Annotated in this window: 8 protein-coding genes; 2 read left to right on the top strand and 6 right to left on the bottom strand. The window is 44.8% G+C overall.

What is annotated here, in order from left to right; all coding sequences use genetic code 11:
* Window positions 1-2: 2 nt before the first annotated feature.
* The 3 genes from DXB58_RS04460 to DXB58_RS04450 all read right to left on the bottom strand — a co-directional run bounded on the left by DXB58_RS04460 (window position 3) and on the right by DXB58_RS04450 (window position 9,417).
* On the bottom strand, window positions 3-1,613 hold the full coding sequence (locus DXB58_RS04460) for a RagB/SusD family nutrient uptake outer membrane protein (protein ID WP_117933275.1): 1,611 nt from the start codon (window positions 1,611-1,613) through the stop codon (window positions 3-5).
* Between the two features lie 12 nt (window positions 1,614-1,625).
* On the bottom strand, window positions 1,626-4,775 hold the full coding sequence (locus DXB58_RS04455; protein ID WP_122136033.1) for a TonB-dependent receptor: 3,150 nt from the start codon (window positions 4,773-4,775) through the stop codon (window positions 1,626-1,628).
* Window positions 4,776-5,340: 565 nt separating this feature from the next.
* Complete coding sequence (locus DXB58_RS04450) at window positions 5,341-9,417, bottom strand: hybrid sensor histidine kinase/response regulator transcription factor (protein WP_122136032.1); 4,077 nt, start codon at window positions 9,415-9,417, stop codon at window positions 5,341-5,343.
* Window positions 9,418-9,678: 261 nt separating this feature from the next.
* Here DXB58_RS04450 and DXB58_RS04445 point away from each other — a divergent pair, with 261 nt between their 5' ends.
* Together DXB58_RS04445 and DXB58_RS04440 are read left to right on the top strand one after the other, a co-directional pair.
* Entirely contained in the window at window positions 9,679-11,127 is a 1,449-nt protein-coding gene (locus DXB58_RS04445; RefSeq protein ID WP_122136031.1) for a hypothetical protein, read from the top strand.
* A gap of 38 nt (window positions 11,128-11,165) precedes the next feature.
* Window positions 11,166-11,936 (top strand): hypothetical protein, encoded by a 771-nt coding sequence (locus DXB58_RS04440; RefSeq protein WP_122136030.1) that lies wholly within the window; start codon window positions 11,166-11,168, stop codon window positions 11,934-11,936.
* A 309-nt stretch (window positions 11,937-12,245) separates the two neighbouring features.
* Here the strand turns inward: DXB58_RS04440 and DXB58_RS04435 are convergent, their stop codons facing one another.
* The 3 genes from DXB58_RS04435 to DXB58_RS04425 all read right to left on the bottom strand — a co-directional run bounded on the left by DXB58_RS04435 (window position 12,246) and on the right by DXB58_RS04425 (window position 17,851).
* On the bottom strand, window positions 12,246-14,108 hold the full coding sequence (locus DXB58_RS04435; protein WP_122136029.1) for a BACON domain-containing protein: 1,863 nt from the start codon (window positions 14,106-14,108) through the stop codon (window positions 12,246-12,248).
* Between the two features lie 333 nt (window positions 14,109-14,441).
* The gene (locus DXB58_RS04430) at window positions 14,442-16,823 is read right to left on the bottom strand and encodes a hypothetical protein (RefSeq protein WP_122136028.1); all 2,382 of its coding nucleotides are present in this window, start codon (window positions 16,821-16,823) and stop codon (window positions 14,442-14,444) included.
* Entirely contained in the window at window positions 16,820-17,851 is a 1,032-nt protein-coding gene (locus tag DXB58_RS04425; RefSeq protein WP_122136027.1) for a hypothetical protein, read from the bottom strand. Before DXB58_RS04425 ends, DXB58_RS04430 begins: the two co-directional genes overlap by 4 nt.
* Window positions 17,852-17,895: the final 44 nt, after the last annotated feature.

Below are 17,895 nucleotides of genomic sequence, written 5' to 3'. Positions count from 1 at the left end.
GACTATTCTGCTGTGTTACTCCAATAAGAGTTTTGTTTCAGAAGTAAGTTCACTCCCAATTCTTTCATCGGAATAGGCAGGAACTGATGCCTTTCTTCCGTATTGGCTGCATATTCTTTAGCTGCTTTATAATACCCGCTGGTAGTCCACCGTTTGTCGTTCGTGGCTTCAGTCAGTTTGTTATGAGCGGCATCATAATAAATTCCCCAGCGGATAAGGTCGTACTTGCGCAGGCTTTCGAAACAGAGTTCACGGGCTCTTTCGTCGCGCACTTCCTGTTGGAATTCCGCGTATGACAGGTTCTCCACTTTATCGATTCCGGCACGTTCGCGCACCTCATTGATTGCATCGTAGGCCAGGTCAGTAGGAGCTTTACCGGCTTCGTTCTCGGCTTCGGCCAGCATGAGCAGCACATCGGCATAACGCAGCACCGGATAGTTGATCTGGTCGTTGTTTTTCTCTTTAGGAGAAGTAGTGGTCCATTCCCTGCGGTATTTGCCGCAACGGCGTGTCACGATTTCCGTATCTTTCCAGTATACGGCAGCGTCGCTGGTGTTGAGTTTGTAAGTAGCCATTGATAAGTCGCGACGTAAGTCACCGGGGTTTTTCTCGAATAAATCCCATAAGATCAATGAGCCGCAATAGAACCCGTAGGCATATCCCTTACCGGTAGCAGAAGTGTTTTCCTGCCAGTTTCCGATAGTGTTTCCTATGCGTGAGTAGGTAAACTTGCCGTCCACGCGGGTACCGATGAATTCTACTTCCCACATACTTTCATTGTATTCCGTATCATACTTGTCGGAAGCGATGTTTTTCCAGATCGCATAAATATCTCCCTGATATAGCTTGTGCTTATGCGAGTCATATACAGCCTTGGCATACTTGGCCGCTTTTTCATAAAACTCCTTGCCGCCATTGGAGGGCGATCCGGCACGCCATAAGCAGACGCGTGCCAATATGCCTTGAACAGTTGTCTTTTTGACGTGTGATGGAGACAGATCGTATTTGGAGTCATCCACCAGGTCGATGCAGTCTTCCATCTCCTTGATAATCCAGTCAATGGCTTCTGCATGCGGAGTTGCCGCAAGGGAACTGTTATTGATGTCGGTCACGGTTTCCGTGCGGATGGGTACTTCATACCAGCTCTGTACAAGCAGAAAGTGGTAGTAGGCACGCAGGAATTTGGCTTCCCCCTTAATGCGGTTCTTCACGGCTGCATCCGGAATGTTGGCTGCATCGATATTGTCCAATAATACGTTGGCGTTGTTGATACCGGAATAGAGCTGCGTCCACGTCTGGTAAATATCATTATTACTTGAATTGTGTGAGTTTGTATAAACCTGACCGCTTTGGTTCAGGCGGGCATAGTAACTCAAGTCGTCGGTATTGGATAGGATATTCGAGTACCTCTCACCGTATACATGGTCGGTAGCCAGTGTCCAATAAACTCCGGCCAGTGCCATCATACAGTCACTTTCATTTTTGTAGAAGATTTCGGGAGAGACGAAATCATGCGGGTTTCTATCCAGGAAGTCTGAACAGGATGACAGTAGTAAGGACATACATCCTAATGCCAGTACAGCGGTCTTTAAATTGCGATATATCTTTTTCATGTTGAATACTCTTTAAAATGTTATGTTTACGCCAAATGATGCATTGAATGAACGCGGGCAGGAAGACCAGTCGAATCCGGGAGTCAATACGCTGTTGCGGACGGAAACTTCCGGGTCTGAACCGGAATATCCCGAGAGGGTGGCTATATTTTCAGCGGAGAAGTACACTCTGGCTGCCTGAATACCCAGTTTGTAGAGCGCTTTTCTTCCTAAGTTGTATCCTAAAGAGATGGTCTTTAACTTCAGGAAAGAGCCGTCTTCCACGTACAGAGAACTGTAATGTTTGGCGTCCAGAGCTTTCGCTCTCGGCATGTCACTGGTAGGATTGGCTGCGCTCCAGCGGTTGTTGTAAGAGGCGAACATATTCGTATTGGTCCGGTTGCTCGGGTTTTCGAAAACCATTCTGTTTGCATTCAGAATATCGTTTCCATAGCTCCATTGCAGGAAGATGTTCAAGTCCCAGTTCTTATAGACAAAGTTGTTGGTGAATCCTCCCGTGTGTTTCGGTTGTCCGTTGCCGATAATGGTACGGTCGTCGTCGGTGATTTTGTTGGTTCCGTCGTTGGACAGTTTCTTGTATCTGGGGTCACCCGGTTGCACACTGTCGGAGATTCTGGGGATTCCGTCTTTCAGTTTGTATGATATGGAGCCGTCCGAATTAGTGGTCTGGTTGAAATCGTCGTACTTGTAAGTACCCTCGTAGATGTAGCCATACAGTTTTCCGGCAGATTCACCTACGCGGCTGATATAAGCAGGCATATTGTTGTAGGCATTGTCCCATCTGACGTAGCTAAGCATTTCTTTCTGTCCGGAGTTGAGGGCGATAATTTCATTATTGTTGAATGCAATGTTGAAGTTAGAGCTCCATGTGAAGTCTTTCGTTGTGATATTGGTGCTTTCCAGGGTGATTTCAAAACCTTTGTTACGCAGCTTACCGATATTCAGTGTTGCTGTGGCATAACCCGAACTTGCCGGAACTTCCGCGTTCAATAACAGGTCTTTGGTCGTTTTGATATAGTAGTCCAGTGTCAGGTTGATGCGGCCTTTGAGGAAGCCCAGATCGATACCGAGGTCGAACTGTTCGGTCGTCTCCCATTTCAGGCTGGGGTTGGCCATGGAATTCAGTACATAACCGGTAGTGAAAGAGCTGTCCCACGGATATTTATAGTAGTCGCTGTGTGTAATCAGCTGCGCCATATAATCATAATTTCCGATGCGGTTGTTACCCGTCAGACCCCAGCTTGCGCGTAATTTACCGTTTGACAGCCAGGGAAGATTCCCGCTTACAAAACTCTCACGTGAAAAAGTCCATGCCAGCGAACCGGACGGGAAGTATCCCCAGCGATTATCCTTGGCAAACTTGGAAGAGCCGTCGGCACGTATGGTAAAGTTTGCGTAATATTTTGATTTATAATTGTAATTGAAACGGGTGAAGTAAGACATCATAGCATTGTCGCCCAGCGATGCGGTAGTTGTCGGAGTAGCTTCACTCTTACCGATACCAGCCATGCCGAAAGATTCGTTCGTGATGTAATCCTGCGTGATGCTGGTCGTATAGTCGGAATATTTCTGGAAAGTCAGACCGGCCAGGGCGTTGAAACTGTGTTTGTTCTTGTTGAACTGATAAGTCAACGTATTCTCATTCAGGTAATTTCTGGTTTCCTGTTGAGTCAGCTTGGCATTGATACCCTTGCTTTGTGTATTCTTAGGATGCGAGTTACCTGTACGGGTCTGACTGCCGTTGAACTCTTCTCTTTTGATGTCCCGTCCCGTATATCCGGCGGTAGTCTTGAATTTCAGGTTCTTGATAATTTCCCATTCCACTCCTAAGTTGGCTTGCAGGTGATTAGTCGTGTTGCGACGGTATTCATTCCGTGCGGAAAGTACCGGATTGAAACGATAGTCATCGCTCATCGACACATCTTCATCATACATGGCCGCCAACAGGTCGGAACCCGACGGAGAAACCGGACGGTATCCCCAAACACTGTATAATAAGGAATGAGACATCGACGAAGCCTGTGCCGACGGACTGACTCCGTTCTGCACGTTACTGGCGAAATTCGCATTCGCATTTACCTTTATCTTTTTATTGATTTGCTGGCTGAAATTGAAACGTCCCTGATAACGGCTCAAATCCGTATTGATAACAATACCCTGCTGATTGCTGTAAGAGAGCGAAGCCGAATATTTCATCTTGTCGCTACCGCCGTTCAATCCCATATAGTGATTGTGGCTGACGGCTGTACGGTAGATTTCATCCTGCCAGTCATAATCTCTAAAAGTTTTGTAATCTTCCAGGGTGACGCCATTCTTCAGATAATAATTGGAGAAGTCGTCTGCCGACATGATTTCCTGTTGTAACAAAGCGAAATCATAACCGCTCATCATATCCATCGTTTTGTTGACTTTGCTTATGCTGACGCTTCCGTTATAAGTTACTTTCGCCTTGCTGGCCTGTCCCTGTTTGGTAGTGATGATAACGACACCGTTGGCACCGCGCGAACCGTAAATAGCTGTGGCGGACGCATCTTTCAAGATGTCGATAGATGCGATGTCATTCGGATTGAGGGCGCTCATGCTGGAACTTTCCTGCGGAAATCCATCTATTACATAGAGAGGAGCCGTGCTTTGCGTCAGCGAACCCGCTCCGCGGATGACGATATTGAAGTTATCCCCCAAAGCTCCGTCGGTAGAAGTCACCTGTACACCGGCAATACGGCCACCCAGACTCTCCGCGATATTGTTTACCGGGGTTTTCGTCATATCGCTTATATTAGCTTTGCCGATAGAACCGGTCAGATCCCGCCTTCTGACGTCACCGTAACCCACAGCCACTACAGTTACCTCTTCCAATGTCTGGGCATCTTCTTCCATTACAATATCGAATCTTTTCTTATTGCCCACTTTCACTTCCTGGGTTTTATAACCTACAAAAGAGAATTTCAGAACGTCGCCGGATTTTACGTTTCCCAATTTGAATTCGCCGTCCATGTTTGTAGTCACTCCATTTGTTGTTCCTTTTACCACCACACTGACTCCTGCGAGTTCCCCGGAGGCATCGACAACTTTACCTGTAATTTGGCTTCCCGTCTGTGCTTGAATAGCAGATGCACACCAGAACGAAATAACCAATAGCATGAAAGCTACTTTCTGTTTCATAAATATTAGTTTAATAAATTGTTAAATAAAAGATTTCTGTTCTATTTCTGATAACTACTTCGATCGCAGAGATAAAACTCCGACGATGTTTTTCTGACTCAAAAATAGGACGTTCCGACGAGAGTCGATTACACAGGCTATTCTAATGCTTGTAAAAACGGACACTCCCTGAAAAATACGTCATTTTACAAACGTATGGTGGAATATTACAAACTAACGTGCGGAAATGCAATCCATCTGTTCCGCCGATGAGGCAATATTTCCAGTCTCCCTCTTGCTTTTTGCTGTTTAATTTTGTATCTTTAGAGTTTCTCATCCTTCTAAAGACAGATAGTCATATTATAAAGTGACTAATGTCATCTTATAAGGTGATATTTATCATTCTATAAGGTGACTATTGTCCCCTTATAACGGGACGACTACCCGACTGCATAAAAGTTCACTAATTCCTGCACTGAAAATCCTTAATCTCTGCACTGAAAAACCTTAGATACAACGATGAAATAATAATCTGTTACGGTGCAACAATCAAACATTTAATCGTTTTGAAGGATGACAGTAGGCGTTATTTTCCCTCCGCTTTGTTCTTGAACTCGGTTGGTGAAACACCATACAATGCCTTGAAGCAATTGGAGAAATAGGCCAGACTGTTATAACCCACCGCACAATATACTTCTGTAATTGTCATATCTGTTTCTTTCAACATCTTGGCAGCAGTTTCCAACCGGAAGTTACGGATAAACTCATTCGGCGAATATCCGGTGATCTGTTTTATTTTCCGGTAGAGGTTCGATTTACTTAAACCGAGTTCTCTGCAGAAAGCATCCAGGTTCAGGTCGGAGTTGGCAATGTTCTGCTGCAAAGTGGCATACAAGTTCTGCATAAATTTCTCGTCTACAGATGTCATGTCCACTCCCAGGGATTCGAGCGAGAAGTTTTTGCTGTACAGGTCTTTCAGCCTTTCCCGGCTTTGGATGATGTTGTCCACTCTGACTTTCAATATCGAAGCGTCGAAAGGTTTGGTGATGTATTCGTCCGCTCCGGCGGCGTATCCCTCCTTAATATCGTTTGTACCCGTCTTGGCAGTGACCATGATGATAGGGATATGGCTGGTATTCATGTCTTTCTTCAGTTGCCGGATCAGTTCGATACCGTTCATTTTCGGCATCATCAGGTCGGTGATAATCAGGTTTGGCAGCAGGTTGATGGCTTTGGCGAGTGCTTCTTCACCATTGGTCACTCCTATTACGTTGTATTTATCCGCCAGACAGGAACAGATATAGTTGTTCAGGTCGCGATTGTCCTCTACTATCAGAATCGTGGCCTGCTTCTTGCCCGAATGTTCGGCTTCGAAAGCAGTGTCCGGAAGTTCCACATTAAATAATACGGTTTCATTGGAGGATGATTCTACCATCGTTTCCGGGTCGAAACCGTTTTTGTCGATAGGCAGGACAAATTGGAAGACTGCACCGGAGTCGGGAGCGTTGTCTGCCCATACCACTCCGTGGTGCATTTCTATAATGGCTTTGCTTAGACTTAGTCCGATGCCCGTTCCCGATTTGGAATGTTCGTTTTGTGCTACCTGATAGAAAGGACGGAAGATTTTCTCCAGTTCGTCGGGATCAATGCCGACACCGTTGTCCTGAATGGATACGGTGAGGTATTTTATTTCCGGGTCCTTATACTTGTTCAGTCTGGCAGGCATGAAGATAGCAAGTTCGGAGAGTGATTTCACATTCAGTTCCACTCGTATGGAACCTCCGTCCGGTACGTTCTTGAAAGCATTGGAGAGGAAGTTGAAATAAACTTTCTCCAACAGGTTCCAGTCGAACCACACCGGTTGCTCGTCTACGGCATGTTTGAACCTTAAATGGATGTTCCGGTACAGTGCCAGATCCTGGAAAGAGCTTACCGCTTCGTGTGTGAACTTGACGATGTCATGCTCGGAAACTTGTAGTTTCATGGTTCCGCTTTCATTCTTTTGCAGGTCCATCAGGTTGTTGACGATACGGAGCAGGCGTTGCGCGTTGCGCAGCATCAGCTGGGATTTGTAGTGGACATCATCCACCAAATCCGTTCGTCTTACGAATTCCTCCAATGGAGCCATGATTAAGGTCAACGGAGTACGCAGTTCATGCGAGAAGTTGGTGAAGAGACGGTTCCGTTCCTGATAAAACTCTTCGTGCACTTCCGCTTCCATCTGTTTGAGCCTGATGTTGTTTTGCAGGCGTTTCTTCTCCGTAAAATAGCGGATGATGAAAGCGATCAGGGCAATGGCGACGGCACTGTATATCAAGTAAGCCCACCAGGTCTTCCACAGGGGAGGCAGGACAACGATTTCCAGTGTGGCTCCCTGTTCATTCCAGATTCCGTCGTTGTTGGAGCCTTTCACGATGAAGTGGTAAGTTCCGGCCGGAATATTGGTGTAGTAGGCAGTGCGTCGGTTGCCGACCTTGTTCCAGTCGGAGTCGAACCCTTCCAGTTTGTAGGAATATTCGTTTTTGCTGTTGAAGATATAGTTCAGCGCACAGTATTCAATGGTTATATTGGTCTGATTATGATTGAGTACGATCTTCTTTTGGGTGGAGATGTTCTCCTGCAGTACATTTTCTTTGTCGTTGGGGCATACCAGTTTATTGTTGATATATAGTTTGTCCAATATAATGGGAGGGACGTTGGGGTTGGTGACAATATCATTGGGGTTGAACAGGGTAAAACCGTTGTTGCCGGCAAAGAAAATCCGGTTGTCGGACAGGCGGAATCCTGCACAGGGAGAAAACTCCTGTATCTGTATTCCGCTTTCTTTGTTGTAATTGGTGATGCTCCGGGTACGGAGGTCTAATCTCGAAATGCCATTTAGCGTGCTGATCCATAAACTGTTGTCGGCTCCCTCCACCACTTTGCAAACCTGATTGCTTTGCAAGCCGCTTTTCTCATTGTAGGTGGTGAATTGCTCGGTCGTGATGTTGAATTCACTTAGTCCGCCATCCATGCTGCTGATCCATATCCTGCCGGAACGGTCCTTTAGAATACTGCTGATATGTTTGGCAGTTAGTCCGTTGGTGTGGTTGTAGGAAAGCAGGGAGTGATTGATCTTGTCATAAAAGAATAAGCCTTTCTCTTTGGTGCCGATTAGAAACACATCGTTACTGATTTCGCAAACACAGATGACACTGGCAAAACGGAAAGTGTCCTCGCCTTTTACGGCAAATTCGGTCTGCACGTGAAGCGATGGGGTATCTGAAATAAACATCAGTCCCTCTTTCGGACTTGTAGAACCTACAATTAGTTCTCCGGAAATGCTTTTACTGATGTGGTAAATCGGATTCCGGTCATTATTCTGAAAGATCAGTGAGAAATGGTGATTGTGCAGGTTGAATTCATAGATTTCCCCGATGCTCGTTCCGCATAAAATCCGGTTCTTGTCGTAATAGACAGTTTTAATGACGCTTTGCATCGACTCACCGGGATTGTGCGGGAGTATGTATTGCTGGAAAGTCTGCTGTTCGAGGTCGAAAGTAATCAATCCTCCTCCTTCGGCTCCGATGTATAAAGTCCCGTCGTGTTCGATGGCAGGACCTAAGATACCCAGGGTTTTGTTTAGGGACGAGCTGGGACTGTAAAAGTCGAAGAGATGTCCGTAAGGGTTATAGTAGCTGATACCTCCTGCATACGTTCCGATCCAGATGGTTTGCATCCGGTCGAACAGAATGCTGTAGATGGAATGATGACTCAATGTGCCCTGTGTGCCGTAGCGATAGGTTTGTATCCGGTTGGTCACCGGATTGAGGATGTTCAGGCCGTCGAAAGTGCCTATCCATATTTCACCCGAGGGAGACTCGTTGATGCAACGGACGTTATTGTTGGATAGTCCGTTCCGGGTATTGTAACACACCACTTCCGCCGGATCGTGTTTGATGACATAGACGCCGTGTGTGTCGTTTCCCAGCCATATATTTCCTTTTCTGTCGATGTGCACTTTTCTGATCCGGTTCGACGGGATAGGCAGTGATTCGGAATTTTGTTGGAAGGAACGGACTACTGCCTGTTGCTGTAAATCGTAGATAAGCAGTCCTTTGTTGTAGGAGGCGATGTAGAGTTTGTGGTCCCTTTCAATAATATCATTTACCCAATTTCCTTTCAGCTCTTTGGTGGAGATGTTTTTCAGGGAATCTCCTTGGGGAGTGTAGGCAAACAGTCCTTCGGAGGCGGCTCCTACCCATAAGGTACCCTGCTGGTCAAGACAAAGTGAGGTAATCTTGTTCTTGTCCTTGTTTTCCTGCTGGTTGATATGATACCGTTTAAACTCGTTCTTATTCTTGTCGAGCCTGTTCAGGCCGTTTTCTGTGCCTATCCACAGGTTGCCTTCTGCATCTTCCGCCATGCAATTAATGATATTGCTACTGATACTGTGCGGATCGTCGGCATGGTTCCAGTAAACCTCGAAGGAATTTCCGTTGAATTTATTGAGTCCGTTGCGTGTACCAAACCATATATATCCTAATTTGTCCTGATAGATACAGGTGACGTTCAGCTGGGATAATCCATCTTTGACAGACAAATGAGAGAAATGATAAGGCTGATTGGCAAAAAGAAACTGTACGGAAATAGCAAGCAGCAATGTACAAAAAAGTCTTTTCATAAGTGGATGATTTTAAGGAAAGAGTGTTTTTACTTGCAACAAAAATAGCAAAAAACAGCAAAATACCTCCCAAAGACTCCCATTATTTTGTGCCCTTTTCCCTATCAGATAGATAGTTGAACGATTCTTATAAGGTTTCGACGGAAAATTATAAGTGCGAAAAGGAATTTGCAATTCTTTGGTGCATATTAGAAAATAGATTGGAAAGGAAGTGCCTATTTTTACCATCGTAGAATTTGTTGAATTGAAAAACATATTATTATGAAAAAAAGCATTCTTTTTAATCGGACACTGCATCTGGTGTCTTATGTATTACTGTCTCTTACGTCCTGCCTGTTTGTATCCTGCGACAAGGACGATGACTGGGACAAGAACCTGGGAAATAACCTGCTGGAGGGAATCTGGACACGTGAAAGCACATCACAGAAGTTTGTAGCGACCTTCAATGCCGATCACACTTCGTACATCTGTACCTATAATATAGAGACGGAGGCACTCGAACATGTGGATTTGCAGGGCAAATATCGTGTGGTGGATGAATCGGTATTGATTTATCAGAGCGGAGACAAGCACCGGTTCAAACTAAGTGAGGACGGCAATACGGTAGAGATCACTTACGGATATGATACGGGCAGTCCGGAAACGGAGAAAACATATACCTATCAGCGGTTTGTTGAAGTGCAGGAACCGGAGCCGGAACCCGAAGAAAAGGAACTTGAGTTTGCAGACGTGAATGCCGCAAAAGCCACTCTGGGTAGTTTGAAAGCCGGTGCTTCGGTAACGGTGGGAATGAGTAACTGGGAAGATGTGGTGGTAACGAAAGTCAGCCTGCGTAAGCAGCTTACTATCGAAGATACTCCGATGACCAACAGTAGTCTGGCAAGTGGAAATCTGACTTTCACCGTTCCGGAGAATATGCCGGTAGGCTCTTATTCTTTGATAGTGGCTTACACGATGAATGGTAAAGCGAAAGAGGTGATGTTTGATGCGGTAACTTGCACGGTGAAAGAAGAGGTGACGCCTCCCGAACCCGGAGCCAAAGTGCTGGTGTTCAAAAATCAAATGATGGGAAGTGCGCAGAATCGTGATTTCGGCTGTCTGTTGACAGTGACCGATGCCGGCCAGTTGGATATACAGACTGCCTGCTACATGAACGACGATCCTACATTAAATGCCGACGAGAACAAGAAACGCCGTTCGGAGATAGATTTGATTGCAAACACTTATTCCGGTCCTGCTTTTGCTTTGGCTAATTTCGATAAGATAGCTCATAACCTCCGGAATTTTAAATGTAACGGGACGAATCTTTTCACCACGGTGAAGGATGATGCCAAGGATAAAGAAACTGCAATGACAATGTTCCCGGGATATGCTGATATTCAGACTAAATTCCTGGTGCTTCAGGAAAGCATCGAAAAGGAAAAGAGCATCATTGATTTAGTCAAAAACGATCGTCTGGTGGAAATCTCGGAAACGGCAACTCCGTCTCTGTTCGATGGAAGTATCAAGATAGACCGTATCACCGTGCAAAGCATTAAACCGGGTGAGTCTGTGGGTAGAGATCGTTTTGATCTGAATGGGGTCGTTGTTTTCAAAAGCTCGAAGAATGGTAAAATAGGAGTGATGCTGATTCGTGAGATCAACGAACTGGATGGTGTTAGTGACGCTACCGATGCTACGATCGTCTTTGATCTTTATTATCAGAAATAAGGAGAATCAAATTTTTGTTTAAACTAAATGAATATTGAATGATGAAGAAAATATTGTTATTGGCCATAGTGGGTGCTGTTACTTTGATGGGGCATGCGCAATCATTGAGAAATAATTTATTGAAAGGCTATAAACCCGGGGATAAATTGGAAAAGGGAGTTTATACGAGCGATCAGGATACACCGCGTTTCAATACTTGGTATGGCGCGTTCAACGCGAAAGCGGTGGAAGTGGAAGAAGGACCTGTTATCGGTGAGCCGCTTTCGTATAAAGGTTATAACGAGGGCGGACCGTCTATCGATCTTTCGGGCGAAGGGCAGTTGAACCGTGTTAGTGTTTATCCGTTGACGAAGAGTAACAAGGAATATGCCGACGGCACTTATTATCTGGCTTTCCTTGTCAACTTCAAGCAGCTAGGTTCCACCAAGTTTTATGATTTTGCAGGGTTGGATATTAATCCGCTTAGTAGGGCTGTACGTGGCAAGGTGTTTGTGGCCGGTGAAGGGAAAGACAAGATTAAATTCGGTGTGGCAGTTCGTACGGACTGCACCGAGGGTACTGAAACCTATGATTATAATCAAACGCACCTGTTGGTATTGAAAGTGGATTACAATAAGAAGCAAGCTACTTTGTTTGTCAATCCGGATGTAAGCCAGGGCGAGCCGGCAAATGGTCTGGTTGCGAATGCCGAAGGAGATGAACTGAAAAATGGCTTGAAATCGATCTATTACAGGTATCGCAAGAACTATAAAGGGAATATCGGTAATTTCCGTTTTGCAACCACTTGGGATGCGGTAATCGGTAAGTAGCAGGCAAAAAACTATAAAATAAAGACAATGTTCTCCAATAGGACTCTGGAAATAAACATCTCATAGGTTGAAACTCCTCTAAAGAAATCCCCTTATTTCTCCCTTTTTAATTGATAAAACAGGGTTGAAATAAGGGGATTACTGTATATGCTGGTTTACAGACTGTGAGGAAATAGTCTCATCTTATGGGCTATGAATAAGCGTTTTAATTGATAGATTAGGAGCAGCTACTCTAATTTGCAGGTTATCGGTAAGGCTGCTCCATTTTTCTATCTTGGTACATTGTTTTGGGGTAAACAAGCTATTGAGCTATTTATGATAGACTCTTCCTGTGCGTTTACGTAATTCCAGTTGCGCTTCGAAAAGAGAGGCAGGCGAAACGGTTGCATTGGCTTTTACCCAGACTCCGTCCGGACGAATTGGATTTTTAAAGTCTCCTGCAGACTTGTTTCCTTTGGTTCCTATGCTATAATTCTTAGCCGATACCCAGGGATTCTGGACACACACTTCTTTGGCGCTACAGTTCCAGAGAACCTGATTGGCTCCTGCCCAACCGTGTCCGGTTCCCCAATTACTGCGATCCTGTACATTGATTTGGTTGTCGCTGTCAATGTTATCATAGAGCGTGCCTACATTCCAACGTTGGTGAGGTCCTGTATCTCCGTGTGCATTCCGTATTTTGACTCTGACAAAGGCATTAGGACCGACTCCCTTGCTGCCCGTTACGCAGTCATGGCGTCCTTCAGTGGCTTCACAGTTAATAACTAAGCATTGTTGTGCCTGATTCATATTGTAAGAGTAGCGTCTTCCACCGGTAATGATAGATTTGGCATCCAGGCATTTACAGTCTTTCACTGTTACAAATCGAGTGCCTGAGTTCAAATTGACAAGTCCGTTGCCGAAGTATCTGGAAGTGATGTTGCGAACCCAGCTCTGCTCAATCTTACTGAACTCTATGGCATACCACCCGTGATCTTCATCCGTCTCCGATGTATATTCGCTTTCTATCAGCATATTCTCTATACCACACCGATTGATTCTTCCCTTAAAACTTGATTTGAATACAGCACCTTTGTTATATTGGGTTTCCATGGCCATCATGATGGGATTGTCGAAGTGTAAAGCATCGTCTATAATATGAGTGATGGTGGGTTCGTAACTTAAATGATAACTTTCGGGAGCCCATTGTACAATAGGATCTCCGGTTGTTCTTTCAGGAATCTGATCCATCTTCAAATCACTGATCCATTGGGCAGTTCCGGGACGATAGACGGTGACCTCATCCCCTACCTGGAAAGAGGCGGGATTTAATACTCTTACCCAAAATTGTCCTACCGGCACATAATCATCTTTTATATTGAATATGGCGGGACTGTTGGGAGAAGAAGACCCTGTACCTTCAAATTTAATCAGTGATCTTTGCCCTTTTCCAGTAGCGATGAGTACCGTTCCCGTTTGAGGATTTTCCCCTTCTCCTCGCAGTATGATTCCGGTGGATTTGATACTTAACGTTCCCGCAATATGGTAACGTCCTTTTTTCAGGAGGATAGCTCCTTTAAAACCGTTTACCGTAGGACTGTTCTGACTTACTTTGTCGATCATATTCTGAATTAGCCGGGTGGCATCTGTTCCGTTTGCAGGCGCTTCGAGGGTTTCTACCACTTTCACATCTGGTATTTCTTGTTCACTACCCATATAGCCGATATTACTGAAATCAGGTATGATGTTTCCCTGTTCATCTGTCAATGAAGAAAGGGGTAAGTCGGAATCGACTTGCGGATAAGTGGGGAGGGTAGAAGATGAGCCTGCTTTCTGATAAATTTCCACTCTTTTTTCAGTAGAACCGGAAGAGAGGATTAGTCTGGTCAGACGTTCTTTCTCTGTAGGGTTGGCATCTACGGATACGAACAATACAGAGGGATCACTGTCTTTTTTATGGTAATGACACCACTCTCCTCCTTTGGCTACTGTGACTTTCCACTCGCCCGATGCCTGTATTTGCAATTCTTGTGTCTCTTCCGAACCGCCAAAATAGAGTACATCCCTATTGACTTGGATAGGCGTAGTCTCTTCGTCGGAACAAGCCTGTAAACTTCCTGCTAAAAAAAGAAACAAGCCTAAGAGTTTTACTTTTATACCTTGTATTGTCAAAGTATGAATGATTTTTCTCATGATAGTGTGTTTTTTAGTAAATTGTATGATGATATTAATTGCTGATTCGCCGGAATTTCTGATAGAAACAAAGGTAGATAATCTTAGAGAGACTGTTTTTTGAAATTGGACCAAATAATTGCAATAATATCCCAAAGGAGATTTTTGCAAGAGACGAAGTGAATCATACGGTATATTTTGTTGTATCGATGATTGTGTGCCGATATGAACGAAGAGAAAACACGATGGGTAAAGAATCGGCAGGGTTGGAAGATGATACCTCCAGTCCTGCCGGTAGTAAGATAGCAACAGCTATGCTTTTTGTTCTTATGCTATAAATAATTGATTAGGGAATTAGAGTTCAGTTTTTACGTAATATTCGAAATACTTACATTCGTGCACGGCTTCCTTGAAGAACTGTGTGTCGCTATATGATTTTTTCAATTGACGGAAATAGCTGTCCACTTTCTTCTCTTCATCTGACCTGCTGAAATCGGGATCAAGTATGTTGTTCCAGTTACTCCACCAGTTTTGGGCATAAAGGTCCATTGTGCAGGAAGAGGCCATAAACAGTGCGCGTGCTTTATATTCGCGGTCAGTGAAGTAGATGGCAGCCTGTTCATACAGGGCAAGGGCATTTTCCAGATTATTGACCACCATGTATTCCTGGGTGAAGTCTCTGTAATTATACTCTTTGGTGTAATCGGGAATGTAGTTTGGGACTGCTGTGCCGTATGAGTCGTATGCAGACCAATTGTATGAATTGTCTGTGAAGTATGCAGGGATATTCCTGTAATAACCGGTAGGGGATATGTTATAATAATAGTTGGCCAGTATATAGGCAGCCCGTGCGCTTTCTTCCGTCATCATTTGGCTTTCCTTTTCCAGTTGCATCAGGGCGGCGGTCAATGTAGCCTTATTGTGTTCTTTGTTCAGATAGGGGTACTGTTCGTACATCACGTCCGTCAATTGCGAAGAGGCAGGGACGCTGAACAGTCTCTTGAATCCATTGCTGAATATCAACGGGGAGATTTCCGAATAGCCGTTGAATTCATCCGAAGAGATGCCCGTAGGGATATATTTTTCTGTCTCGTAATCGTATTTATAGTGAGTGGGACTATAGGATTCCGGAACTTTGGCAAACCATTTGGCTGCCTCTGCAAAGTTATTCATACGTAGGAAATAAGTTCCTTTCAGTTCGTAAAGCTCTGTCAATAGCGTCTGGTCATTCTCTTTCCCGGCATTAGCCAGAAGTGAATTGATAATATCCGGGTCCGGATTCTGCCGTAGGTTTTCTATGCGGTTGTGGGTAAGGAATGCTTTGCCGTAGTCTTTCTGCATTTTATAAAGATGGCCGACAATTTCGTTGATAAAGTCCTCATCAGCATTGCTTGTTTGCAGGTATTGTCGGATATTTTTTTCTTCATCTTTACCGATAAATTTCAATTGTGCCAGGTAAAGACTGAATTGTGTGCGACTTTTTTGTTTCAGTAATTCGGGCTTCGTGGTTTGGACGGAGTCGATGAATATGGCTGCCTGCCGGTAATCTTTGCAGAGGAAAGACATATGTGCATGGTAGAGAGCCCAAAAGTCTTTGTCGCCCACTTTGGGATGATTCATTACCGCTTTGATAATCTGCTGTGCACGCTCATATTCTGCAAGCACCTTCCCGGAAGGTTGCATGAATGAGCTTGTGTCGTCAGTGGCATCCGAATGACTGTAGCGCGTCAGAATATCCCTTTCCATCTTGTTGATATACCGGATGGCGAGCAGCTTGATATAGGGTGATTCAGGATATATATTCAGGATATTTTCCGCTTCTTCCAACTCATTGGAGAAAGTATTGTAACCCCGGAGTGCGTACATGGCTGCTTTTTCCCGATTGTCCTTACACCAGGACATCGCTTCATTCCAGTCTATTTCGTTTTGTATTCTGAAGCTTGAATAAGCTGTTTTCTTCCTGTTATCCGAATGGTCGAACACACGGGAGTAAAGGTAGTTGGCATTTGCCAGTTTGCCTATGTTGTAGAGGGCGCCGGCTGTCTGTTCAAGGGCGGCGTAGTAGATATAATGTTCCTGTTTGAGAGGTTTCACGTATAGGTTGTACATCCGGATAGCTTCGTTGTTCTTGTTGCGCATATAGTGTGCCAGGCGTACGAGCTGGTAGCCGTATCTTAGTTTCAGTTCATCGTATGGGCAGTTCCGGTAGAGTTCCAGCCCTTTTTCCTTGTAGTGGGTGTATGTTTCTTCAGAAGGGGAGGAGGTGCGCTTCATTTCCCACCAGTCGCCGTTATTCGATAGTTGGGCGTATGGCTCCAGTTCTTTCGCATATTGCAGGTAGGCAAGTGTCTGTTTTCCTGCATCTGTCTTGTTGAGGGCGGTGACGTATGGGGAAGAAGGTTGCTTCAACGACTGGTAGGAAGCGGTGTAAAGCAATGTTTTGAACTGCTCTTCATTCATGTCCTGAAGGGTTTTGTTCTTCCTGAAGAATGTCATCCACGCATTTATATTCTCGTCGGGCTGCTGTTCGCCGTCCGGGTTCGTGTCTTCTCCGTAGAATGCATCATCCGTGGTCAGGAGGAAGGGTTGCAAGCCTTTGTTCTCGAGAAGAAGTTGGTCGAAAAGGTTATAGTAGTCCATATAATCGTAATAATCACCTCCACATCCGTTGACGTAGGAGTGGAAAGGGAGTACAGTTATGGCAAGTGTGACGATAAAACGTTTCAGATGTTTCATGAGAAAGTGTTTATGATGTTGGTTAATTGTTCGGTAGAATATTGCTTGATAATCTCTTTGTCCAGGTGGTAGAAGATGATTTCCCTGTTTTCCCTTCGTAGTTTTTTGCGCAGGAGTTTGGCCGCTTCGAGCAGCGTTTCCGAGCTGACTTCTTCTACTTTAAGTTCGTAGTCTTTATTTACCCATACTCCGTTTATATAGTGTGATTGGAGTATGCAGTAAATGCCTTCTTTCGTTTGTCTGTAATAGTCGGGACGTGCGTCGATGGTAACTTTTCGGACTCCGTTTATTAGTTTGATCTGTCCGAACGGATTTCTCACGATTCCCCAACTGTAAAGCGGCAGTGCGATGTCCAGATGTAGCGGATAGGAACCGATTTTTTCGATATATGAAGCAGCGTCTTTATTGTTTAATATGGTATTTTTATTTTCGAAATTCGTAGGTTCCGATGAAGCGTAATACATTAGTGTTCCCTTATCAACGGGAGGTATTCCGGTTTTGTCTTTGAACTTGATTTGATGGAGGCGGATGGTGCAGCTTATCGGGACTCCTTTCCTTAGCTTCCGGATGTGATTCAGGAAGTTGAAATAGTTTTCTTTTGTCGTTTCCGTCCAGTCGCAGTCGAACTGATATTCGGTCGGGAGCTTGTTGAAATGCAAACGGTATAAGGTGTCTATCCGTTCGGTACAGTTGCGGGCAAGTTTCTCTATATCAGCGGCAGTGGATTGCCGGATTGTTTTGTTGGTGATAAATATGACGGGGATTACCTCTTGCCGAAAGCCGGGACTGCCAAAAGAAAACGAAGGGGAATAGTCTGCCGTAGGGAATGCTCCGTTTCCTTTGTTGTCTACATCAAACATGCGGGCGTATATCTTTTTGGCTCCGAGTGTATTCAGGTAGGCGGTATCCGCATCTTGTACGCTTAATTTGCTTTTCCATATATAAAATGCGGGAGTGTTGGTATGTTCATTGATGCATCCGGACAGGCAGATGAGTAAAATAGTCAGTTGTAGTAGTCGAGTTTGCATATATTATCGGGTATCTTGGCTCATTAAGTTGTATTCCGTAAGAA

It is taken from the genome of Bacteroides sp. OM05-10AA, from assembly GCF_003439055.1.
GTDB classification, from domain to species: domain Bacteria; phylum Bacteroidota; class Bacteroidia; order Bacteroidales; family Bacteroidaceae; genus Bacteroides; species Bacteroides intestinigallinarum.
Note: the sequence above shows the minus strand (reverse complement) of the source record. Positions and strands in the feature narration are given on the sequence as shown.

Bases quoted from the DNA above. Each gene is read 5' to 3' on its own strand.
- DXB58_RS04460 (WP_117933275.1), bottom strand. From the start codon at position 1,613: ATGAAAAAGATATATCGCAATTTAAAGACCGCTGTACTGGCATTAGGA.
- DXB58_RS04455 (WP_122136033.1), bottom strand. From the start codon at position 4,775: ATGAAACAGAAAGTAGCTTTCATGCTATTGGTTATTTCGTTCTGGTGT.
- DXB58_RS04450 (WP_122136032.1), bottom strand. From the start codon at position 9,417: ATGAAAAGACTTTTTTGTACATTGCTGCTTGCTATTTCCGTACAGTTT.
- DXB58_RS04445 (WP_122136031.1), top strand. From the start codon at position 9,679: ATGAAAAAAAGCATTCTTTTTAATCGGACACTGCATCTGGTGTCTTAT.
- DXB58_RS04440 (WP_122136030.1), top strand. From the start codon at position 11,166: ATGATGAAGAAAATATTGTTATTGGCCATAGTGGGTGCTGTTACTTTG.
- DXB58_RS04435 (WP_122136029.1), bottom strand. From the start codon at position 14,108: ATGAGAAAAATCATTCATACTTTGACAATACAAGGTATAAAAGTAAAA.
- DXB58_RS04430 (WP_122136028.1), bottom strand. From the start codon at position 16,823: ATGAAACATCTGAAACGTTTTATCGTCACACTTGCCATAACTGTACTC.
- DXB58_RS04425 (WP_122136027.1), bottom strand. From the start codon at position 17,851: ATGCAAACTCGACTACTACAACTGACTATTTTACTCATCTGCCTGTCC.